At 62.7% G+C, this 19007-nt stretch carries 12 protein-coding genes; 8 read left to right on the top strand and 4 right to left on the bottom strand.

The window, feature by feature from the left end; translation table 11 throughout:
• Positions 1–188: 188 nt before the first annotated feature.
• Positions 189–722 (bottom strand): response regulator transcription factor, encoded by a 534-nt coding sequence (locus tag MLD04_RS12365; RefSeq protein WP_248158770.1) that lies wholly within the window; start codon positions 720–722, stop codon positions 189–191.
• Positions 719–1987: a sensor histidine kinase gene (locus tag MLD04_RS12370; RefSeq protein ID WP_248158772.1), complete on the bottom strand. Its 1269-nt coding sequence runs from the start codon at positions 1985–1987 to the stop codon at positions 719–721. The genes MLD04_RS12365 and MLD04_RS12370 overlap by 4 nt, the downstream gene beginning before the upstream one ends.
• A 142-nt stretch (positions 1988–2129) precedes the next feature.
• Here MLD04_RS12370 and MLD04_RS12375 point away from each other — a divergent pair, with 142 nt between their 5' ends.
• From MLD04_RS12375 to MLD04_RS12385, 3 genes are all read left to right on the top strand, one after another.
• Positions 2130–4121 (top strand): TonB-dependent receptor domain-containing protein, encoded by a 1992-nt coding sequence (locus tag MLD04_RS12375; RefSeq protein ID WP_248158783.1) that lies wholly within the window; start codon positions 2130–2132, stop codon positions 4119–4121.
• A gap of 215 nt (positions 4122–4336) precedes the next feature.
• On the top strand, positions 4337–5398 hold the full coding sequence (locus MLD04_RS12380) for an efflux RND transporter periplasmic adaptor subunit (protein ID WP_248158786.1): 1062 nt from the start codon (positions 4337–4339) through the stop codon (positions 5396–5398).
• Positions 5395–8619 (top strand): efflux RND transporter permease subunit, encoded by a 3225-nt coding sequence (locus MLD04_RS12385; protein WP_248158789.1) that lies wholly within the window; start codon positions 5395–5397, stop codon positions 8617–8619. The genes MLD04_RS12380 and MLD04_RS12385 overlap by 4 nt, the downstream gene beginning before the upstream one ends.
• Positions 8620–8637: 18 nt before the next feature.
• Here MLD04_RS12385 and MLD04_RS12390 read toward each other — a convergent pair whose 3' ends face one another.
• On the bottom strand, positions 8638–9087 hold the full coding sequence (locus MLD04_RS12390; protein WP_008940377.1) for a potassium channel family protein: 450 nt from the start codon (positions 9085–9087) through the stop codon (positions 8638–8640).
• 126 nt (positions 9088–9213) lie between these two features.
• Between MLD04_RS12390 and MLD04_RS12395 the strand changes: the two genes are divergently transcribed.
• From MLD04_RS12395 to MLD04_RS12415, 5 genes are read left to right on the top strand one after another with little or no spacing between them, the layout of a single operon-like run.
• Entirely contained in the window at positions 9214–10455 is a 1242-nt protein-coding gene (locus MLD04_RS12395) for an efflux RND transporter periplasmic adaptor subunit (protein ID WP_248158791.1), read from the top strand.
• Complete coding sequence (locus MLD04_RS12400) at positions 10452–13610, top strand: efflux RND transporter permease subunit (protein ID WP_248158794.1); 3159 nt, start codon at positions 10452–10454, stop codon at positions 13608–13610. The genes MLD04_RS12395 and MLD04_RS12400 overlap by 4 nt, the downstream gene beginning before the upstream one ends.
• Before the next feature lie 15 nt (positions 13611–13625).
• Positions 13626–14321, top strand: a complete 696-nt coding sequence (locus MLD04_RS12405; RefSeq protein ID WP_248158796.1) for an ABC transporter ATP-binding protein — start codon at positions 13626–13628, stop codon at positions 14319–14321.
• Positions 14322–14327: 6 nt separating this feature from the next.
• Complete coding sequence (locus MLD04_RS12410; protein WP_248158799.1) at positions 14328–16586, top strand: FtsX-like permease family protein; 2259 nt, start codon at positions 14328–14330, stop codon at positions 16584–16586.
• On the top strand, positions 16583–17668 hold the full coding sequence (locus MLD04_RS12415) for a lipocalin-like domain-containing protein (protein ID WP_379883713.1): 1086 nt from the start codon (positions 16583–16585) through the stop codon (positions 17666–17668). Before MLD04_RS12410 ends, MLD04_RS12415 begins: the two co-directional genes overlap by 4 nt.
• On the opposite strand, the gene MLD04_RS12420 is transcribed toward MLD04_RS12415, so the two are convergent.
• A complete protein-coding gene (locus MLD04_RS12420) occupies positions 17665–18873 on the bottom strand; it encodes an ammonium transporter (RefSeq protein WP_248158802.1) in 1209 nt (402 codons plus the stop codon). The genes MLD04_RS12415 and MLD04_RS12420 overlap by 4 nt on opposite strands.
• Positions 18874–19007: the final 134 nt, after the last annotated feature.

Here is a 19007-nt window from a genome sequence, read left to right on the forward strand (position 1 = left end):
TCCGACTCCTGGCCCTGAGTCTAACAAAGTACGGGGGAATGCCTCGAACAGCCGTCGACGGCGGGGCTTGTGCGTGGTTTCCCTGTCCAGATACTGCAACGGGCGCGTTATCTGAAGCATGCTACACGAAGTGGCCCGTATTGCCATTGGCGTTTCAGCGGAATTGTTTGATGAGAATCAAATTTGACTCAGTTGCGCCATCGCGAGTGCTTCTGCAGTTTTCGCTGCAGGGTCCGGCGATGCATGTTCAGCGCCCGGGCGGTCGCGGAAATATTTCCCTCGTGCTCGTTCAGTACCCGCTGGATATGTTCCCATTCCATCTCTTCTACCGACGGTGGTTCTTCCCGGAGCCCGGGAGGTGCCTCCAGTGCCTCGAAACCTTTCAGCAGCTGACTGACGGTGACCGGTTTGCACAGATAGTTGGTGGCGCCCCGTCGCATTGCCTCCACGGCGGTGGCGATGCTGCCATAACCGGTCAGCACCAGGATCTGGAGCTCTGGACGGCGTTCCAGCAATCGGGGTAACAGCTGCAGCCCGCTTTCACCAGCCAGGTTCAGGTCCAGGACGCAATAGCGGATCCGGTGATCGGAGAGCGCCGTCAGTGCCATGGAACCGGAGGTCGTGGTCACCGACTCGATGTCCTGCCGGGCGAGAGAACGTTGCAGAATATGGAGGAAGGCTTCGTCGTCATCAATAAGAAGCCAGACGGCGGAATCGTTCATGAAGGCTCTCCCGGGGAGTTGGCTGGCGGCAAGTCGATGATCATGGTGGTGCCCTGTTGGTCGGACTGCGCTTTCAGCTCACCGCCCAGCCGCTGGATGGTGGCGTTGGACAGAAACAGCCCGACGCCCAGTCCCTGCCGGGATTCGACAATGTCCTCGCCGGGCGCGCCATCCAGAGTCGTGCCGAGTCCGTCGCCACGATCCTCGACCACAAGCTCGACATGGCCATTGTCACCGTTTCTGGCGGTGACTCGCACCCATTCCGGACTGGCGGTAAGGGCGTTGGCCAACAGGTTCAGAACGGCCTGGTCCAGCGTCGCGTCAACGGCAATGGGAGTGTCCGGGAAGGTGGGTTGCCACTCGATGGGACCGGACGGCCAGAGCAGGGTGGCCGATTCCCGAAGTCGCTTCACCCAGTCTCCGGCCGCCACGACCTGGCGCTGTGCAGCTTTGGCTTCGATTGCGGCATGGGTTAACTGCTGGAGATGCTGTCCGCACAACTGGAGCTGCTGTTCCATGGTGTCCAGATCCTCCTCCAGAACCTTCGATGGTTCCGGTCGGGTGGCCTCGGAGCGGATCTCCTCAAGCAGGAGTGTCAGGGTGTTCAGCGGGGTGCCCAGGCGATGGGCAACAGCGGCGGCCGAGAGCCCCAAGGCAATGATCTGCTCGTCGCGGAGGCGGTTTTCGCGGAATTGCGCAAGCTGGAACTGCTGTCGCCGCAGCCGGCGGGACAGGGTTCCCACAATCAGAAGCAGGATAAGCGCGGTCAGGGCGAAGGTCGCCCACATCCCGACCAGATGGAGCTGCGCCAGCTGGGTGGCAACGTGTTTGTGGGTGAGCGGGGTATGCCACACCACCAGCGCCGTGTAGCCGCCGATGCCCGCAAGGGTCACCAGCATACTTTGCAGCGACGGCACCAGGATGATGGCAACCGCAATGGGAAGGAGCAGCAAGGACACCAGTGGATTGGTGTAACCGCCGGTCAGGAACAGCCAGAGCGCGATCAGGGCGATGTCCGCGACCAGTCCGCCACTGACCGCCAGGGAAGACGCCGGCGGTCGGCGCGTGAACCATATCCAGGCCAGCGTCGCCAGGACGCCATAGAGCAGGCTGACCAGCAGGGCCTCGGCCCGGTAGGCGAGGTGGATGAATGAATCCATGACCGCAATCGCGACCAGTTCGATCGCGATGATGGCCAGGCGCATGCCCAGTAGGTAACGAGCCGACTGCTGGTTGCCGGTTTGTGAGTGTGTGAGCCATTCCATGCAGGGATTCTAGCGGCGACCGTTGAGCGGGGGTACCCCTTTCGGGGTGCGGCATTCTGTCCCAAGCCGGCTGCAGGGGCAGTGTTTATCATGGCCCGCCTCTGATGCCCGTTTAAAATCCGTTGCCAAGGAATGTCTTACCATGATTGTTAAACCCCTCGCACGCAGCATCGGACTGATTGTCTGCGGATGCGCTGCACTTCCGGCTTTCGCCCAGATGTCCGACAACGGCGAGATGATTATTCGCGTTACCGAAGGCCAGTCCGCAGAACTTGAGCGGTTGTCGGACGCCGCACTGGCATCAGAACCGGTGTCCCGACTGGATTCCGACCCGGCGGTTTCGCTGTCCCGGCTGGGCGGCCGGGGACTGGATCCTGTGGTGCGGGGGCAGGGACAGGAGCGTGTGGATGTGTTGCTGGACGGTATGCGGGTGGAAGGCGCATGCCCCAATCGCATGGACCCGCCTACCAGTCGACTCAGCACAGCGCTACCCCAGATTCTCGAGGTGCGCACCAGTAACCGCACCTTGCGGTGGGGACCCATTGCGGGCGGTCAGGTCATTGCCACCACAGCGGATCCCGTATTTGGTGACTCCGGCACTACCGGGCACCTCACCGTCGGAGGTTCCGACAACGGCAATGGACGGCTGGTCAACGGCAGTGCCGCCGTGGGGAATGACGATGGCTTCGTTCGTCTTGCGGCCGGGTATGAGGAAGCGGACGACTACGAGGATGGCGACGGTGAAACCGTTCGCAGCGCGTTCAAGAATTCGGAAGGCCGGCTGGACGGCGCATGGCGCGCCGACAACGGGTTCCATGTGAAGGCAACGATCAGTCGTCAGGAAGAGCGCGACGTGAAATACGCCTCCCTGATGGATGCCCCGAAAACGGACACCGACATGGCCCGGCTCGAACTGGGCGCGCCGGTTGCCAACGGTGAATGGAACCTGATGACCTGGCGAGCCGATGTCGACCACACCATGGACAACTTCAGTCTGCGCGACGCCATGATGAAAATGCAGACCGACTCCGAAACCCGGACGCGGGGGGCGAGGCTGACTCTGGATCAGGCCCTCGATACCACCAAGGACATCGCCCTGGGCGTGGATGTCGAGAGTAATGACTGGGATGCGACCATGTATAACGGCATGGCACTGGACAACGTTGGCTCACTCTTGTGGCCTGGCGTGGAGCGTGATCGGGTCGGGTTGTTCGTCGAGGGTTTCCATCGGATCCGGCCGACGATCCAGCTGGGAGCCGGAGTCCGGTATGACCGGGTCACGATGGATGCCACCCGGGCGGAAGAGTCCTTCACCATGAAGCCGGGCATGATGGCGATGACGCCGGGGGGGATCTACCAGACGGTCTATGGCGTGTCCGATACCGAGGCCACCGACGACAATGTCAGTGGTTTTCTGTCCGGGGAATGGCGCTTCTCGGCGATCCAGACGCTGGATGTGACGGCCAGTCGCAGCGTTCGATCGCCCGGCGTGAATGAACGCTATGTGGTGAAGGGTACTGCCTGGGTCGGGAACCCGGACCTCAAGACCGAAAAGCACCACAAGCTGGAGCTCGGACTTACCGGCCAGCAGGACGAATGGCATTGGCGCCCGGCGGTCTGGATCGATGAAGTGGATGACTTTGTCCTGCGGTACGAGCCGTCTCCGGATGTGATTCGCTACACCAACGTGGATGCCCGGCTGATCGGCGTTGAAGGCCAGTTGGGCTGGAGCGACGGTACCTGGAGCGTGGACGGCAGGCTTGCCACGGTTCGTGGCACCAACCAGAGCGATGGTCGGCCCCTGCCGCAGATTCCGCCAGTCCAGTACACCCAGACCATCGGTTGGCAGTACCACGGCAACAGCATTCAGGCGGAATGGCGGCTGGCCCGACGCCAGGACCGGATCGACCCGGAATCCGGGCTGGATCCGAGTACCTCGCCCGGTTACGGCGTGGTCAATCTCTCCGGTCGTCACCCTCTGCTCGATAACCTCACGCTGAGCTGGGCGGCGGACAACCTGTTTGACAAGACCTGGGCGCCTCATGTCAGCCGTGAGGATGTGTTTACCGGCGACGCCTATCGGGTGAACGAGCCCGGTCGGACGTTCAAGGTGGCTCTGACTGCCCGATGGTAATGGGTGGTATGGCGGTCATCCGCTTCTCATAGCCGGCGGATGACATTCGGCCCTGCATGGAAAATGGGTTCATGCAGGGCATTTTTTTGTGGCAAGTCAAGGTGCCCGCATGCCCGTCTACTATGCTTGCAGTGGACGGACCGCCACGTTTAAGGCGATCGTTACCGCTGTTATGATGTGGTTATTAGCAAATAATCAAAAGGAATCAGCTGCCCATGTTGACTGCATTGCGTTCCTGGCGCTGGCTTGCCGTGCTCATTCTGTGGATGCCACTGAAACTCTGGGCCCAGACTTCGGATCTGTCAGTGACTCCGGTTGCGCGGGTGACCTTTGACGAAAACGTCCGGCTGGATGGTGTGATCGAGGCCGTCCAGCAAAGTACTGTGTCGGCGCAAACCAGTGGCACGGTTCAGAAGCTGCCTTTTGACGTGGACGATTCGGTCGCTGCGGGTCAGCTGATTGTTCAACTGGAGGACAGCGAGCAACGGGCAAGGCTGAATCAGGCTCAGGCGGGATTGGAAGAAGCACAGGCGGCCCTGGTGGATGCCCGCCAGCGATTCAAGCGTATCGAAGCGGTGCACGAACGGGGACTGGTCTCCCGGCAGGAATTTGATCAGGCCCGGAACAATCTCGCCGCCGCCCAGGCCCGGGTCGAGCGGGCCCAGGCCGGCGTTGACGAAGCGCAGAAACAGTTGGGCTATACCCGTATTGTCGCGCCCTACAGTGGCATTCTGACCGAGCGCCATGTCCAGATTGGCGAATCGGTTCGACCGGGCCAGCCGCTGCTCAGCGGGCTCTCCCTGGAACAGCTCCGGGTTGTGGTGAGCCTGCCCCAGAAATACGCCGATCTGGCCCGCTCCCAGCGCCAGGCAACTGTGACCCTCGGGGACGGCCGCGTGCTGCAAACCGGGGAAATGACCTTCTACCCCTACGCCGATCCCGCCACCCACACGTTTCGCCTGCGCATGCGACTGACCGAACCCAACGGCTCCCTCTTTCCCGGCATGCTGGTCAACGTCCGGGTGCCTGTCGGTAGTCGTGAGTCGCTGATGGTGCCGGCGGAGAGCCTGGTCCGGCACGGCGAGCTTCGTGCCCTATATGTGCTGGACGAGCAGGGCCGGCCCCGGCTGCGTCAGGTTCGCGTCGGAGCCCGCCAGGGAGACCGACTGGAGATCCTTTCTGGTGTCGGCGAGGGCGAAAAGGTGGTGACCGACCCGGCGGCCCTGGTAGGCAGCCCCTGGCTGGATAACGGTGAAACCGGGGAGGCACCACGGTGAGTGAAAAGCGCACTCCGGTGGGGCCGTCGGGCAGTATTGCCCGGGCGTTTCAGGACAGTCGCCTGACACCGCTCATGGCCATGCTGGCCATTGTCCTGGGGGTGTTGGCGGTGATTGTGACCCCCAAGGAAGAAGAGCCCCAGATCGACGTCACCATGGCGGATATCATGGTGGGCTTCCCCGGCGCCTCCACCCGCGAGGTGGAGAGTCTGATCGCCACCCCTGCCGAACAGGTGATGAGCGAGATTCAGGGCGTCAAACATGTGTATTCGGTCTCCCGACAGGGACAGGCGGTGATCACGGTTCAGTTCAAGGTCGGGGTTCCCCGTCAGGAAGCGCTGGTCCGGCTTTACAATCAGGTTTTTTCCAACCAGGACTGGCTGCCGTCAAACCTCGGTGCCACACAACCGGTAATCAAACCCAAGGGTATCGACGACGTGCCGGTGATGTCGCTGACGCTGTACGATCCGGCTCATGGTCATACCGGTGAAGAACTGACCCGACTGGCCCATGCCCTGGAAGTGGCGCTCAAACGGATCCCGGGTACCCGGGATGTCTACACGGTCGGAGGTATTCCGGACCGGGTGGACGTGCGTTTTGATCCGGCGCTTCTGGCCGGCTTTGGCCTGACGGTGAACGACCTCCAGCAGGCCCTGCAGTCTGCGAACACCAGCAGTCAGGAATCCCGGGTGACCCGGGACAACCTGTCGATTCCGGTACAGGTGGGCACCCTGCTGGAAACGGTCGAGGATGTGCGCCAGCTTGTGGTGGGCATGCATGATGGTGCCGCAGTGCGTCTGGAAGACGTCGCGGATGTGCGACGGGGTGGCACGGTGCCGGAGCAGAGCGTGATGGCCGGTTTTGGCCCGGGGGCCGAAGGCGAGGGCTCACCCGGGGAGGTATGGCCGGCAGTGACCCTGGCGATCGCGAAAAAGCCGGGTGAGAACGCCATCGACATTACTTCAGCCATCCAGAAGCGCCTGGGGGAATTGCGAAACCGGCTTCTCCCGGACGGCGTTGAAGTCCTCGTTACCCGGGATTACGGCCAGACGGCCTCGAAAAAGGCGCAAAAGCTGATCTCCGATCTCGTGTCTGCCACCCTGGCGGTCATGCTGCTGGTGCTGGCGGCCATGGGCTGGCGCCAGGCTCTGATTGTCGGTGTTGCGGTGCTGGTCACGCTGTTGCTCACGCTGGTTTTCTCCTGGGCCTGGGGCTTTACGCTCAACCGGGTGTCCCTGTTCGCACTGATTTTCTCCATCGGCATCCTGGTCGACGACGCCATCGTGGTGACCGAGAACATCAACCGGCGCATCCAGAGTTCCCACCAGCCGGTGGCCAGTGTCATCCCTATCGCCGTGGAAGAAGTGGGGACGCCCACGATCATGGCGAGCCTGACCATCATGGCCGCGCTGATTCCGATGGCGTTTGTCACCGGATTGATGGGCCCCTACATGAGTCCGATTCCGATCAACGCCTCGGCGGGCATGTTCATTTCGCTGATCGTGGCCTTCGTGGTCTCGCCCTGGCTGGCCTTCCGACTGCTCCGGCACCGCAAGGGTCAGACCGCCGGAGAAGGGGACGATGCGACCAGTGCTGCCGAAGGTGTCAGCCCCATTTCCCTGAAGATTTTCCGGCGGTTGCTGTCGCCGTTTCTCGGAGATCATCCCTGGCGTCGGCGGCTGCTGGCACTCGGAGTCGTACTGCTGACGCTGGGGGCGGCCTCGCTGCCGGTCTTCCAGTCCGTGATCCTCAAGATGCTGCCGTTCGATAACAAGTCCGAGCTGCAGGTCGTCGTGGACATGCCCGAGCGAACGCCCATGGAACAGACCCAACGGGTGCTGACCGAGATGGGTCATTACCTGGAAGGTGTGGATGAAGTGGCCAACTGGCAGGCCTATGCCGGAACCGCGTCTCCGATCAATTTCAACGGTCTGGTGCGCCAGTATTACCTGCGGCAGGCACCCTACCAGGGGGATATCCAGGTCAACCTGGTAGACGAGGAACATCGGGACCAGCAGTCCCACCATATTGCCCAGTCCCTGCGAGCACCCCTGACGGCGATCGGAGACCGGTACGGCGCCGAGGTCAAGATCGTGGAGGTGCCGCCGGGACCGCCGGTGCTGTCGCCGGTGGTGGCGGAGGTCTATGCCAGTGATCCGGAACATCGTGCGGCCCTGGCCCGCCGGCTCGAAAAGGATATGACCAATGTGAAGGGGCTGGTGGATATCGACACCACCCTGGAAGCGCCAACCCGTCAGTGGGAGGTGGTGGTCGACCGGGATCGTGCCGCGCGACTGGGTGTCTCCCAGGCCCAGGTCGTCGGCGCCCTGCAGACCACGCTGGGCGGTCGCGGTGTGAGCTTCCTGCACGATGATCACGCCAAATACCCAGTGCCCATCCGGATCATCCTGGGCGAGGGCGAGAAGGCCCAGCCCGAGGCCCTGTTGTCGGTGAAGGTACGCAGCCGTAGCGGTGAGCTGGTTCCCCTGGCCAGTGTCGCGGATGTCCGCGAGGCGGACTGGATGGGGGCGGTCTATCACAAGGACCTGTTGCCGGTTACCTATGTCACCGCCGACATGACCGGAGCCGTGGATTCACCGCTCTATGGCATGTTTGCCATGGTGGATCGGCTGGATTCCTGGTCGGATCCGCCGCAACAGTACTTCATCAACCCGCCGACATTGCCCAAAGACGGTGCCCTGAAGTGGGACGGCGAGTGGCAGATTACCTACGATACCTTCCGTGACATGGGCGTGGCCTACAGTGTGGGTATCTTCATGATTTTTGTCCTGCTGGTGGCCCAGTTCCGGTCCTACCTGCTGCCCCTGGTAGTCATGGCGCCCATTCCCCTGACGCTGATCGGCATCATGCCTGGGCACGCGCTGCTCGGGCGAGAATTTACCGCCACCAGCATGATCGGGATGATTGCCCTTGCGGGCATCATCGTGCGTAATTCCATTCTCCTGGTGGTGTTCATCCGGCAACTGGTGGACGAAGGAGTGGAGCTGGGTGAGGCGGTGATACTCGCCGGCGCCGTCCGGATCAAGCCAATAGCCCTGACGGCGATCTCGGCGATGATCGGTGCCTATTTCATACTGAGCGACCCGATCTTCAGCGGCCTGGCGGTTTCCCTGGTGTTTGGTCTGGCCATGTCGACCCTGTTCACCATTATTGTGGTTCCGCTTCTCTACTACACGCTGGCAAGGTGCAAGTGGCTATAACGCCCGGTCTGGCCCGCCTTAACGGGTGGGCCAGTAGCGTTGCATTTCCACGTACAGGAAAGACGCGCTCCAGGTGATCAGGACCAGACCGGTCAGGCCTTCGATGCCGGTGAGGTAGCGCAGCGGTCCGAGCGCTTCGATGTCGCCGTAGCCCAGGGTAGTGAAGGTGGTAAACGAAAAGTAGACGCAGTCCAGGAGCGTACCGCTGAAGTTGCCGATGAGCTGGCCCCAGCCATCGGCGTGGTGCATGTAAAAGTAGGCGGCGGCGAAAAGCCAGACCTCCACCGCGTGGGCGGCCAGGCAGCCAAGTACGGCGACGATCAGGCGAAACTGGTGGCGCAGGCGCATCTGGGCGAGAATGCCGCTCAGACGGATCAATACCTGATTGTGCAGCACCACAACGAGACACACGATGGCGATGTTCAGCAGGGTGACCAGAAGAAGATTGACGTGGTTTTCCATGAACATTGACTCCACCGTGCGAACTTTGACCCATTCCTCACGAAAAGGGGATCTGAAACCCGCCCCTGATTGTATAGTAGATTCACACGCTTCGCGCCGTGTTCCGGATTCACACTGATTGGCTACTCACTGATGCTTAAACGTTTTTTACCGATTCTGATTCTTGCAGTCGGCATTGCCGGTTTTCTTGTTCTGAAAGCGACGCGGCCCGAACCGGCCGAAGTCAGCCCGACGGAGCGGAGCTGGCGGGTGGAGACCGAAAACGTCGAACCCGGGATGCATACGCCGGTCCTTCCGCTCTATGGCCAGATTGTCGCGCCGGAGCAGGTGGATGTGTCGGCCACCCTGGCGGGGCGGATTGCTGAACGCCCGGTGTCCGAAGGTCAGCAGGTCCGGAAAGGGGATCTCCTTCTGGCACTGGACCAGGCAGACATCGAACCGGTGCTGGCTCAGGCGAAGGCCCAGGTTGCGGATCTGGAAGCCCAGGTCCGTTCCGAACAGGTGCGGTTCCGGAATGACCAGACGGCGCTGGACAGCGAAAAAGCGATTCTCGACAACGCCCAGAACCAGTTCGACCGGATTCAGTCCCTGATGAAGCGGAACCTGGCCTCCCGGGAAAACCTGGAAGCGGCCACCGATGGCCTGGCCCGGGCCAAACTGACCGTCAGTAGCCGGCAACGGGCTATCGAGGAACACCCCTCCCGGCTGCACAGCCTGCAGGCCCGGCTGGATCAGGCAAAAGCCAACCTCGCCTCAGTGGAACGGGACGGCGATCGGGCCCGTGTGCGGGCACCGTTCGATGGCGTTGTGACCAACGTGCAGGTTGCCCCTGGCGATCAGGTCGCCCGTAATGCGCCTCTGCTATCGGTATACCCGCTGGCGGGGCTGGAGCTGCGGGCCCGGGTGCCAGAGCGCTTTCAGGCTGAACTTCTGACTGCGCTGGACAAGGGAGCATCACTGATTGCCACCGCCCCGGAGTCCGGTCAACGATTTCGTCTGGTCCGGTTTGCCGGGCTATCGGATCCGGCGGGCGCCGAAGCCATCCTGTCGCTTCAGGGGGACCCATCAGGCCTTCGGCCCGGGGCGCTTCTGCCGGTGGTGTTGCAGCGTCCGTCCCGTGACCGGTCGGTGGTGGTACCGTTCAGTGCGTTGTACGGGGCAGATACCGTCTATCTGATGGACGATGACCACCGCATGCAACGGGTGGAAGTCGAACGGATCGGAGAAGTGCAGAACCCGGGTGGCGAACGGATGCTTCTGATCGCCGGTGATCGGCTGAAGAACGGTCAGCAACTGATTACGACCCATCTGCCCAATGCGATATCCGGTCTCAAGGTGGAAGTCGCCGCGCCGGCCGGGGAGTCAGGCCAATGAAGCGCAAGCAGGGCGTCATTGGATTTTTCGTCCATCACCGGGTTGCCGGCAACCTGGTGATGCTGGTCATGCTGCTGGGGGGCTTCCTGGCGCTGACACGGATGAATATTCAGTTTTTTCCCACGTTTGCACTCGATGTCGTCAGCGTTCGGGTAGTCTGGAGTGGCGCCTCGGCGGAGGATGTGGAACAGGGCATCACGGATCCGCTTGAACAGCGACTGCGCAGTGTCAACGGTCTGAAAAAAATGACCTCCACCTCGGCCCAGGGCGTCTCCTCGATTACCCTGGAATTTCATGAGGGCACCGACGCCATCCAGGCACTGGATGACGTGCGCCAGCAGGTGGCGGAGTTCAACAATCTGCCGGCCGACGCGGAGGAACCCCAGGTCACCCGGGTTGAGCGATACGAACCCGTAGCCCGCCTGCTGATCTATGGCGACGTGGATCGCAGCGAACTGCGGGAACTGGCGTATCGGTACGAGGACGAGTTGCTCGACCGGGGCATTGACCGGGTCAATATTCGCGGATTGCCGGAACAGCAGATCAGTATCGACGTGCCGGTGGAACGCCTGGAATCCCTGAATCTCTCACTGGAGCAGATCGCCGACCGGGTCGCCTCCATTTCGAGGGATCTGCCCGCCGGCCTTCTGGCCCAGCAGGACACCACCCGGGAGTTGCGATCCGTGGAACAGCGCCGCAGCCCCCAAGCCTTCGAGACCATTCCGGTGCTCAGTGGTGACCGCATCCAGCTCCGTCTCGGTGACATCGCTACCATCCGGCAGGAGTCCCGGGACAACCAGACCACCCTCGAGACCAACGGTCAGCCCGCGGTGGAACTCCAGCTTCAGCGGACCGAGAACGGCAACTCCCTGGACGCGGCCCAGGCGTTCTCGGAATGGCTGAAAGATACCCGACCGGTCCTGCCGCCGTCCGTCAAACTCAAGGTATACGACGAGACCTGGCAGTTACTGAGTGATCGCATCTCGCTGCTGGTGACCAATGGTCTGGGTGGCCTGGTGCTGGTGGTGTGTCTGCTCTACCTGTTCCTGCCCGGACGCGTGGCCTTCTGGGTGGCCGTCGGGATCCCCACCGCCTTTCTGGCGGCCATGGCGGTGCTCTGGCTGGTCGGTGGTTCCATCAACATGATCTCCCTGTTTGCGCTGATCATGGCGCTGGGGGTCATCGTGGATGACGCCATCGTGGTCGGGGAGGATGCGGACGCCCACGCCCGCATGGGTGAGGCCTCCATGTACGCGTCTGAGGGGGCTGCAAAACGGATGGTCTGGCCGGTACTGGCTTCGTCACTGACCACGGTGGCGGCGTTCATGCCCTTGCTGGTAGTCGGCGGCGTGATCGGCAATATCCTCGGGGACATCCCGATGGTAATGATCTGTGTGCTGGCGGCCTCGCTGCTGGAATGTTTTATCGTCCTGCCCGCTCACCTCCGGAATGCGTTCACGCCGGGCCGAAAAGCGTCTACCCGGGCAGACGGACAGCCGGCCAATCCGGTGGCGCGCCTTCGGAACCGGTTCGAGTCCGGCTTCGACCGGTTCCGGGATGGGCCGTTCCGGCGCTTCTCCCACTTCACGCTGAAGCACCGGGGTGCCACCGTAGCCGGTGCCCTGGCGTTATCCATTGCGACGGTGGGCCTGCTGGCCGGCGGTCGGCTGGGTTTCAATTTTTTCCCGACGCCGGAACCCTCGGTGTTCTATGCCAACGTCAGCTTTGTCGCCGGCACCGACGACGGCACGGTTGACCGGTTTCTGTCGCGGATGGAACGGGCGCTCAATGACACGGAGCAGGCCTTCGGCGGACACCTGATCCTGCACGCCGTCACCACCCAGGGCGCGACCCAGGGGGCGGAAGGAACCTCCCGCAATGGTGACGAACTCGGGTCGATGCTGGTGGAGCTGGTGCCTTCCGATCAGCGTTCCGTGCGCAATCCTGAATTCATCAAGGCCTGGCGGGATCGTCTCGACCTGCCGGCGGGAATCGATAATCTCACCATCTCCGAACGTCAGGCGGGTCCCCCGGGCCGTGACGTCAATGTCCGGTTGACCGGCAACGACGCCGAGACCCTCAAGAAAGCGGCCGGCGAGCTGGCCCAGGCGCTGGGTACGCTGCCCGGGGTACTGGACGTGGAAGACGACATGCCCTGGGGCAGGGAGCAGATGATCTATCAGGTCAGTGCCTACGGCAAAGCCCTGGGCCTGACCACCGCCGATCTTGGTCGACAGCTGCGGGCCGCGTTTGATGGCCGGGTTGCCCAGATCTATCAGGACGGGCGGGACGAGATGGAAGTCCGGGTCCAGTTACCCAGGGATCAGCGCGAACGTTTGTCCACGCTGTCGCGTATGACCATTCGCGTGCCCGATGGCCGGTTCGTGCCACTGACCCAGGTGATGAACCTGGATCACAGTCAGGGCTTCCAGGCCTTGCGACACGCTGACGGCAACCTGGCGGTGGAGGTCACCTCGGCCCTGAACACCCGGGTGGCCACCACGGACCAGACCCTGGAAAGCCTTCAGGCCGAGGCCTTGCCGGATATCGCCAGCCGTTATGGTGTCCGGTATTCGTTCGAGGGGCGTGCCGCCGACCAGAGAGAAACAATGGCGGACATGAAGACCGGTCTGTTCATCGGACTGGGGCTGATGTACGTAGTACTGGCGTGGGTGTTTGCTTCCTGGACCCTGCCGTTGATTGTGATGGCCATCATCCCCTTCGCTCTCGTCGGGGCTCTGCTGGGCCACTGGATCATGGGGCTGCAGCTCACCATTCTTTCCCTGTTCGGCCTTTTCGGGTTGTCGGGGATCGTGGTGAACAATGCCATCATCCTGGTGAGTTTCTACGACCAGCAGCGGCGCAAGGGGCTGGACATCACCGAAGCCCTGAACGAGGCTGCCGTACAGCGGGTTCGGGCGGTTCTGCTGACCTCCCTGACCACCATCGGGGGGCTGTTGCCGCTGATGTTCGAGACCTCGCTCCAGGCCCAGTTCCTGATCCCCATGGCCACCTCCATTGCGTTCGGCCTGGGGCTGTCCACGGCACTGGTGCTGTTCGTGATCCCGGCGCTGCTGTCGTGGCTGGAGCAGTTCCGGGAATGGCGGGCGCAGAAGCGGGGCGAGCATGCCGAACCGATAGGCAGCCAATCCTGATCATGGGGAGGGTAGATGACACCGCCGGTACTGGAGATAAAGGGTCTGTCGAAGTCGTTCGTCAGCGGTGCCGAACGGGTCGACGTCTTTTCCGGTCTGGAGATCTCCCTGGCCCCGGGACAGTCGCTCTCGCTGGTGGGGCGTTCGGGGTCCGGTAAGAGTACCCTGCTGAATATTATCTGCGGGCTTGAGGCGGCGGACAGTGGCACTGTCCGCGTTCTCGGCCAGCTGTTTGATGCCGGGCAAGCGGAGCCGCCACGGGCCCGGGAACGGCGCTGGGCCGGTCTCAGACGTCAGCGCATTGGCGTGGTCTTCCAGGACGCCAACCTGATGCCGGCGCTGTCGCTGGCTGATAACGTCCGATTGCGGGCAAGACTGGCCGGCCGGTCCACCGCCGACAGCCAGTATTGGCTGCAGCGTCTGGGCGTCGGGGAACTGGCAAACCGTTATCCGGACCAGGTGTCCGGTGGCCAGCGCCAGCGGGCGGCCATGGCCATGGTCTTCGCCATGCAGCCGGATCTCATTCTCGCCGACGAACCGACTGGCAGCCTCGATCGCCACACTGCCGACGACGTCGCCGACACGCTCTTCGCGTTACAGGCCGATGCCGGCGTCACCCTGGTCCTTGCGACTCACGACACGGAGCTGGCCGGACGGTGTGAGTCCACCGTCGACATGGCACACCGGAATGACACCGGCCCGGGAGGCTGATCTCCCATGAATGCAGCCGCCGCCCTGTTCAGTCACTACCGTCGCCATCCCCTGCAACTGGGCGCCCTGGCCCTGATGATCCTGATCGCGACCATGCTCTGGTCGGGCATGGACCACCTGACCGACCAGGCGCGGTCGAGTCTGGGGCGGGCCGAGCAGAGCCTGTCGGAAGGCTCACGGGTAATCCGCGAGGATGGTGCGCCGTTGACCGTGGCCGACTTCGCCCGCCTGCGTCGGGCCGGGCTCTGCGTGATGCCCTGGCTCGAAGTTCCGGATCCGGATGGCGTCGGGCGTCTGATTGGCATTGATCCGTTGGCCGCTGCCTGTTTCGCTTCCGGGTCACAGTCAGGCGAACAGCCGGCGCTGGATGGCGAGCCCTTCATCGATATCGCCCGGGCGGCCAGGCTTGCCGGCGCACAGGGTGACGGGGCCGGTTCCCTGGTTCTGCTGGCGGCAGACTCGGTCAGCGCCGATCGTCTGCCGGCAGGCTACGCCCTGGCGCCGTTCGCGCGGGGGCCTGACACCGGCGAACTCGGGGCCAGCTTCCTGCTGAACCTGGATGCCCTCGGGGTACTGGTTCTTCTGATAACGGCATTGTTGCTTCGGGCCGTCTACCAACTGAGTATCGTCCAGCGCCGGGACAGCTTTGCCCTGTTGCACCGGTTTGGCGTCCCCGGTGGACGCATCAACGGCCTTCTGATGATTGAGGTGCTGGTGCTTGCCGGCGTGTGTGTGTTACCCGGGGTATGGGCCGGTGCACAACTGGCCCGGGCGCTCGGGGAAGGCTTCGGACGCTCCCTGGAAGGGCTGTTTGACGTCACCCTCTATGCCGATGGCAGCCAGTGGTGGCGCCCGATCCTTGTCATGATGGTCGTAGTCCTGATCGCCTGCCTGCCCATTCGCACACGACGTCACTGGCTGCAACGGTCCCGAGGAGTCGGATGGCTCGCACTGGCCCTGCTTGCCATCGGAATGGTCTGGGTTGCAGGGTCGCCGGGACTGGTCTGGACCTTCGTGGCGGTCGGACTGGTGTTTGTCGGTGCCGGTGTCCTGGTCCCACGGCTGATGGCGGGCATCATGGCGGCGCTGTCATCGAGTGTCGATGATCCTCTCGGGCGATGGCGTTACCGGGAACTGGGCGTTATGGCCAGGCAGCTGGCATTGCCGGTAGTGGCATTGCAGTTCACCCTCGCTCTGGTGTTGGCGGTGCAGGCGCTGGTAACAACCTTCGAGGCGACGTTCGAGCAATGGCTTGATCAGCGTCTGGCGGCCCACTGGTATGTGCAGGTGCCGGAGGGCCGGAGCGGCGACCGGGCGGAAGACTGGCTCGCCCATCAGCTGACGTCGGACACTGCTGCCTGGCACCGGATCCTACGGGGAACCGTGATGGTCGCCACAGGCGCAGGATCCTCGCATCGTGTCGATCTGTTGGCAGTGTCGCCGGTCGGGCCCCTGATGAAGCAGTGGACGCTGCAATCGTCGCTGGCGGATCCCTGGCAACGTCTTGCGGGCAGTCAGGGGGTGCTGATCAACGAGCAGCTGGCGTTGCGCTACGGAGTCGGGGTGGGGGATTCGCTGGCGCTGACCTTGAACGGCCGGACGCAATCCCGGAAGGTCCTGGGTGTCTATGCCGACTATGGGCGACCGTTCGGAGAAGTGCTGGTGAACGGTGCAGATCTGCCTGCAGACTTCCAGCCCGAGTTCGAGAGTTTCTCGATTTCACCGGGAGGCCGGGGAAAAGCCTGGCTGGTGTCGGGATTGCAGCAGATCTGGCAGGTACCTGAGATCGAGATCCGCGAGAACAGTGACATCCGGACCATGGCAACGCGGGTTTTCCGGCAGACCTTCGTGCTGACCCGTGCCATGACGTTCCTGACTCTCACCCTGGCGGGCACCGCGCTGCTGATCATGGGGTGGGTGTTCATCACCAGTCGCGCCTGGTACCTGCAACTGCTGGTTACCTGGGGCTTGTCCCGTCGTGAGGCGCTCGGGGAGCTGATGCGGGTTTCCCTCGGGCTTACCACCACGGTATCCCTGCTGGCATTGCCCCTGGGCGTCTGGTTGACCTGGGTTCTGGTCCATCGGATCAACCCGCAGGCGTTTGGCTGGTCCCTGCCGATGGCCGTGTATCCGGGCTTCTGGCTGGAACTGCTGGCACTGAGTACGGTGATTGGTCTGGGTATTGCGGCGCTCATGGGGCGTCAGCTGCGTCCGGGAAGGATGGTTGCCTTGCCGGCGAACCAGAGTGGCGGAGGTGAACGTTGAACGCGCGAATTCTGGTGACCGCCATCTTCTTTTTTATGGCCGGATGCTCGGATTCCGGAGACGATTCTGGCTTTGCAGGGCTGGCGGAGTCGGTCCCATCGCCATCGGACAACGGCGGATTTCTCCAGCCGGGGCCGGATGTGGGGATATCCCTGCCTGAGGACTTCGGGCCGCACCCGCGATACCGGGTCGAATGGTGGTACCTGACCGCCAATCTCGTCACGCCGTCGGGCGCGCCGCTGGGCCTGCAGTGGACCCAGTTCCGGCAGGGGTTCCGGCCGCGCGACCCGGCGGAAGCCCCGGAGCCTGACTCCTGGTCTCTGGATGCCGCCTGGATGGCCCACGCGGCCGTCAGCTGGCGAGATCGTCACTGGTTCGCGGAGCGCCTGGCCCGTGCCGATACCGGGGCGGCCGGTGCCGAGGCGGCGCCCCTGGATATCTGGCTGGACGACTGGGAGCTGAAGGCGATGTCAGGAACGACCTGGCAGTTGAATGTCCGGAGCCACAAGCCGGCTGCGGCGTTCCGTTACGATCTGACCCTGACCCTCAGGGGGAAACCGGTGTTGCACGGCCAGAATGGTTTCAGTGTGAAATCCGACAGTGGCGAAGGATCCATGTATTTCAGTCTGGTGGATATCGATATTCGCGGTACGGTCACCATCGAAGACAACACCATCCCGGTAACGGGGCAGGGCTGGTTTGACCGGGAGTGGAGCAGCCAGTTTCTGAAGCGTGGCCAACAGGGCTGGGACTGGTTTGCCTTGCACCTGGATTCCGGGGACAAGCTGATGGCCTTCCGGCTCCGGGGGGAGGACCAGACGTTTGTATCGGGGACCTGGATACCGGAAGAAGGCAGCCCGCAGGCACTCGGCAATGAGGACCTGTCCCTGGCTATCCTCGACTCAAGGGATGGGTATCCCGTTCGCTGGCACATCGAAGTGCCAGGCCACAATCTGGATCTTCAGGTCGCTGCGCCCCCGGGCCGTTATGTAAACGAGGGGCGTTTCCCCTATTGGGAAAGCCCGGTGCAGGTGGAAGGAAACCGCACCGGGGTTGGTTACATGGAGCTGACGGGGTATTAATCCAGGGCGTTGGCGCCGATGCGGTGGATGGTCAGGTCTGCGCCGTTGAATTCTTCCTCTTCACTCAGGCGAAGGCCGGATATGGCCTTGATGACTCCGTAAACCACCAGGCCGCCTATAAAGGCAACCAGGACACCCGCAACCGATCCGATAAGCTGGGCCGCGAAGCTGACGCCGCCGAGTCCGCCGAGTGCACTCTGGCCAAAGATACCGCAGGCAATCGCACCCCAGACGCCACACACACCATGCAGGGGCCAGACACCGAGCACATCATCGAGACGCTCGATTTTGTCCTGTGCCCATTCGAACAGGTAGACGAAGAGGGCGCCGGCGATACCGCCGGTGATCAGTGCGCCAACGGGGTGCATGAGGTCAGAGCCGGCGCACACTGCGACCAGGCCGGCGAGGGGGCCGTTGTGGATAAAGCCCGGGTCCGTCCGGCCGAGAACCATGGTGACCAGGATGCCGCCCACCATCGCCATAAGACTGTTGACCGCCACCAGGCCACTGATGCCATCGAGCGTCTGCGCGGACATGACGTTGAAACCGAACCAGCCGACGGTCAGGATCCAGGCACCCAGAGCCAGGAAAGGAATATTGGAGGGCGCGAAAGCGACGACCCGGCCGTTGCGGTAGCGCCCGTTCCGGGCACCCAGGAGCAGAACGGCCGCCAGGGCAATCCAGCCGCCGACCGCATGCACCACAACAGAGCCGGCGAAGTCATGGAAGGTTGCACCAAACTGGCTCTCCAGCCAGGCCTGGAAACCGTAGTTACCGTTCCAGATCAGCCCTTCGAAGAACGGATACACCAGGCCGACGATCAGACCGGAAGCGATCAGCATCGGGTAGAACCGGGCGCGTTCGGCAATCCCGCCGGACACGATGGCGGGAATGGCTGCGGCAAAGGTCATGAGGAAGAAGAACTTTACGAGTTCGTAGCCGTTGTGAGCCGTCAGCTCAGCTGCGCCCGACAGGAAGGTGTTCCCGTACGCGATGTAATAGCCGACAAAGAAGTACATGACGGCGGAAATGCCGAAATCCGTCATGATTTTTACCAGGGCATTGACCTGGTTCTTGTGGCGTACCGTGCCGACTTCCAGGAAGGCGAATCCGGCGTGCATGGCCAGTACCATGATGGCACCGATGAGAATGAACAGCGTGTTGGCGCTCTCCGTCAGGGTTTGTACTGCACTCGTGATGTCCACGGGTTAGGGCTCCTGAGTTATCGGGTTCGATCTCTTCGGATCGTTGGGATGCATTAACGGGGTGCAGTAGCAGCAAGAAGTGTTCCAAATAGAGGCATTTCCTGAGCCGGCTGCAGCTTGGGCCAATGTAGGGG

It is taken from the genome of Marinobacter koreensis (assembly GCF_023156285.1).
GTDB lineage: Bacteria > Pseudomonadota > Gammaproteobacteria > Pseudomonadales > Oleiphilaceae > Marinobacter > Marinobacter koreensis.

Bases quoted from the DNA above. Each gene is read 5' to 3' on its own strand.
- MLD04_RS12365 (WP_248158770.1), bottom strand. From the start codon at position 722: ATGAACGATTCCGCCGTCTGGCTTCTTATTGATGACGACGAAGCCTTC.
- MLD04_RS12370 (WP_248158772.1), bottom strand. From the start codon at position 1,987: ATGGAATGGCTCACACACTCACAAACCGGCAACCAGCAGTCGGCTCGT.
- MLD04_RS12375 (WP_248158783.1), top strand. From the start codon at position 2,130: ATGATTGTTAAACCCCTCGCACGCAGCATCGGACTGATTGTCTGCGGA.
- MLD04_RS12380 (WP_248158786.1), top strand. From the start codon at position 4,337: ATGTTGACTGCATTGCGTTCCTGGCGCTGGCTTGCCGTGCTCATTCTG.
- MLD04_RS12390 (WP_008940377.1), bottom strand. From the start codon at position 9,087: ATGTTCATGGAAAACCACGTCAATCTTCTTCTGGTCACCCTGCTGAAC.
- MLD04_RS12395 (WP_248158791.1), top strand. From the start codon at position 9,214: ATGCTTAAACGTTTTTTACCGATTCTGATTCTTGCAGTCGGCATTGCC.
- MLD04_RS12400 (WP_248158794.1), top strand. From the start codon at position 10,452: ATGAAGCGCAAGCAGGGCGTCATTGGATTTTTCGTCCATCACCGGGTT.
- MLD04_RS12405 (WP_248158796.1), top strand. From the start codon at position 13,626: ATGACACCGCCGGTACTGGAGATAAAGGGTCTGTCGAAGTCGTTCGTC.
- MLD04_RS12410 (WP_248158799.1), top strand. From the start codon at position 14,328: ATGAATGCAGCCGCCGCCCTGTTCAGTCACTACCGTCGCCATCCCCTG.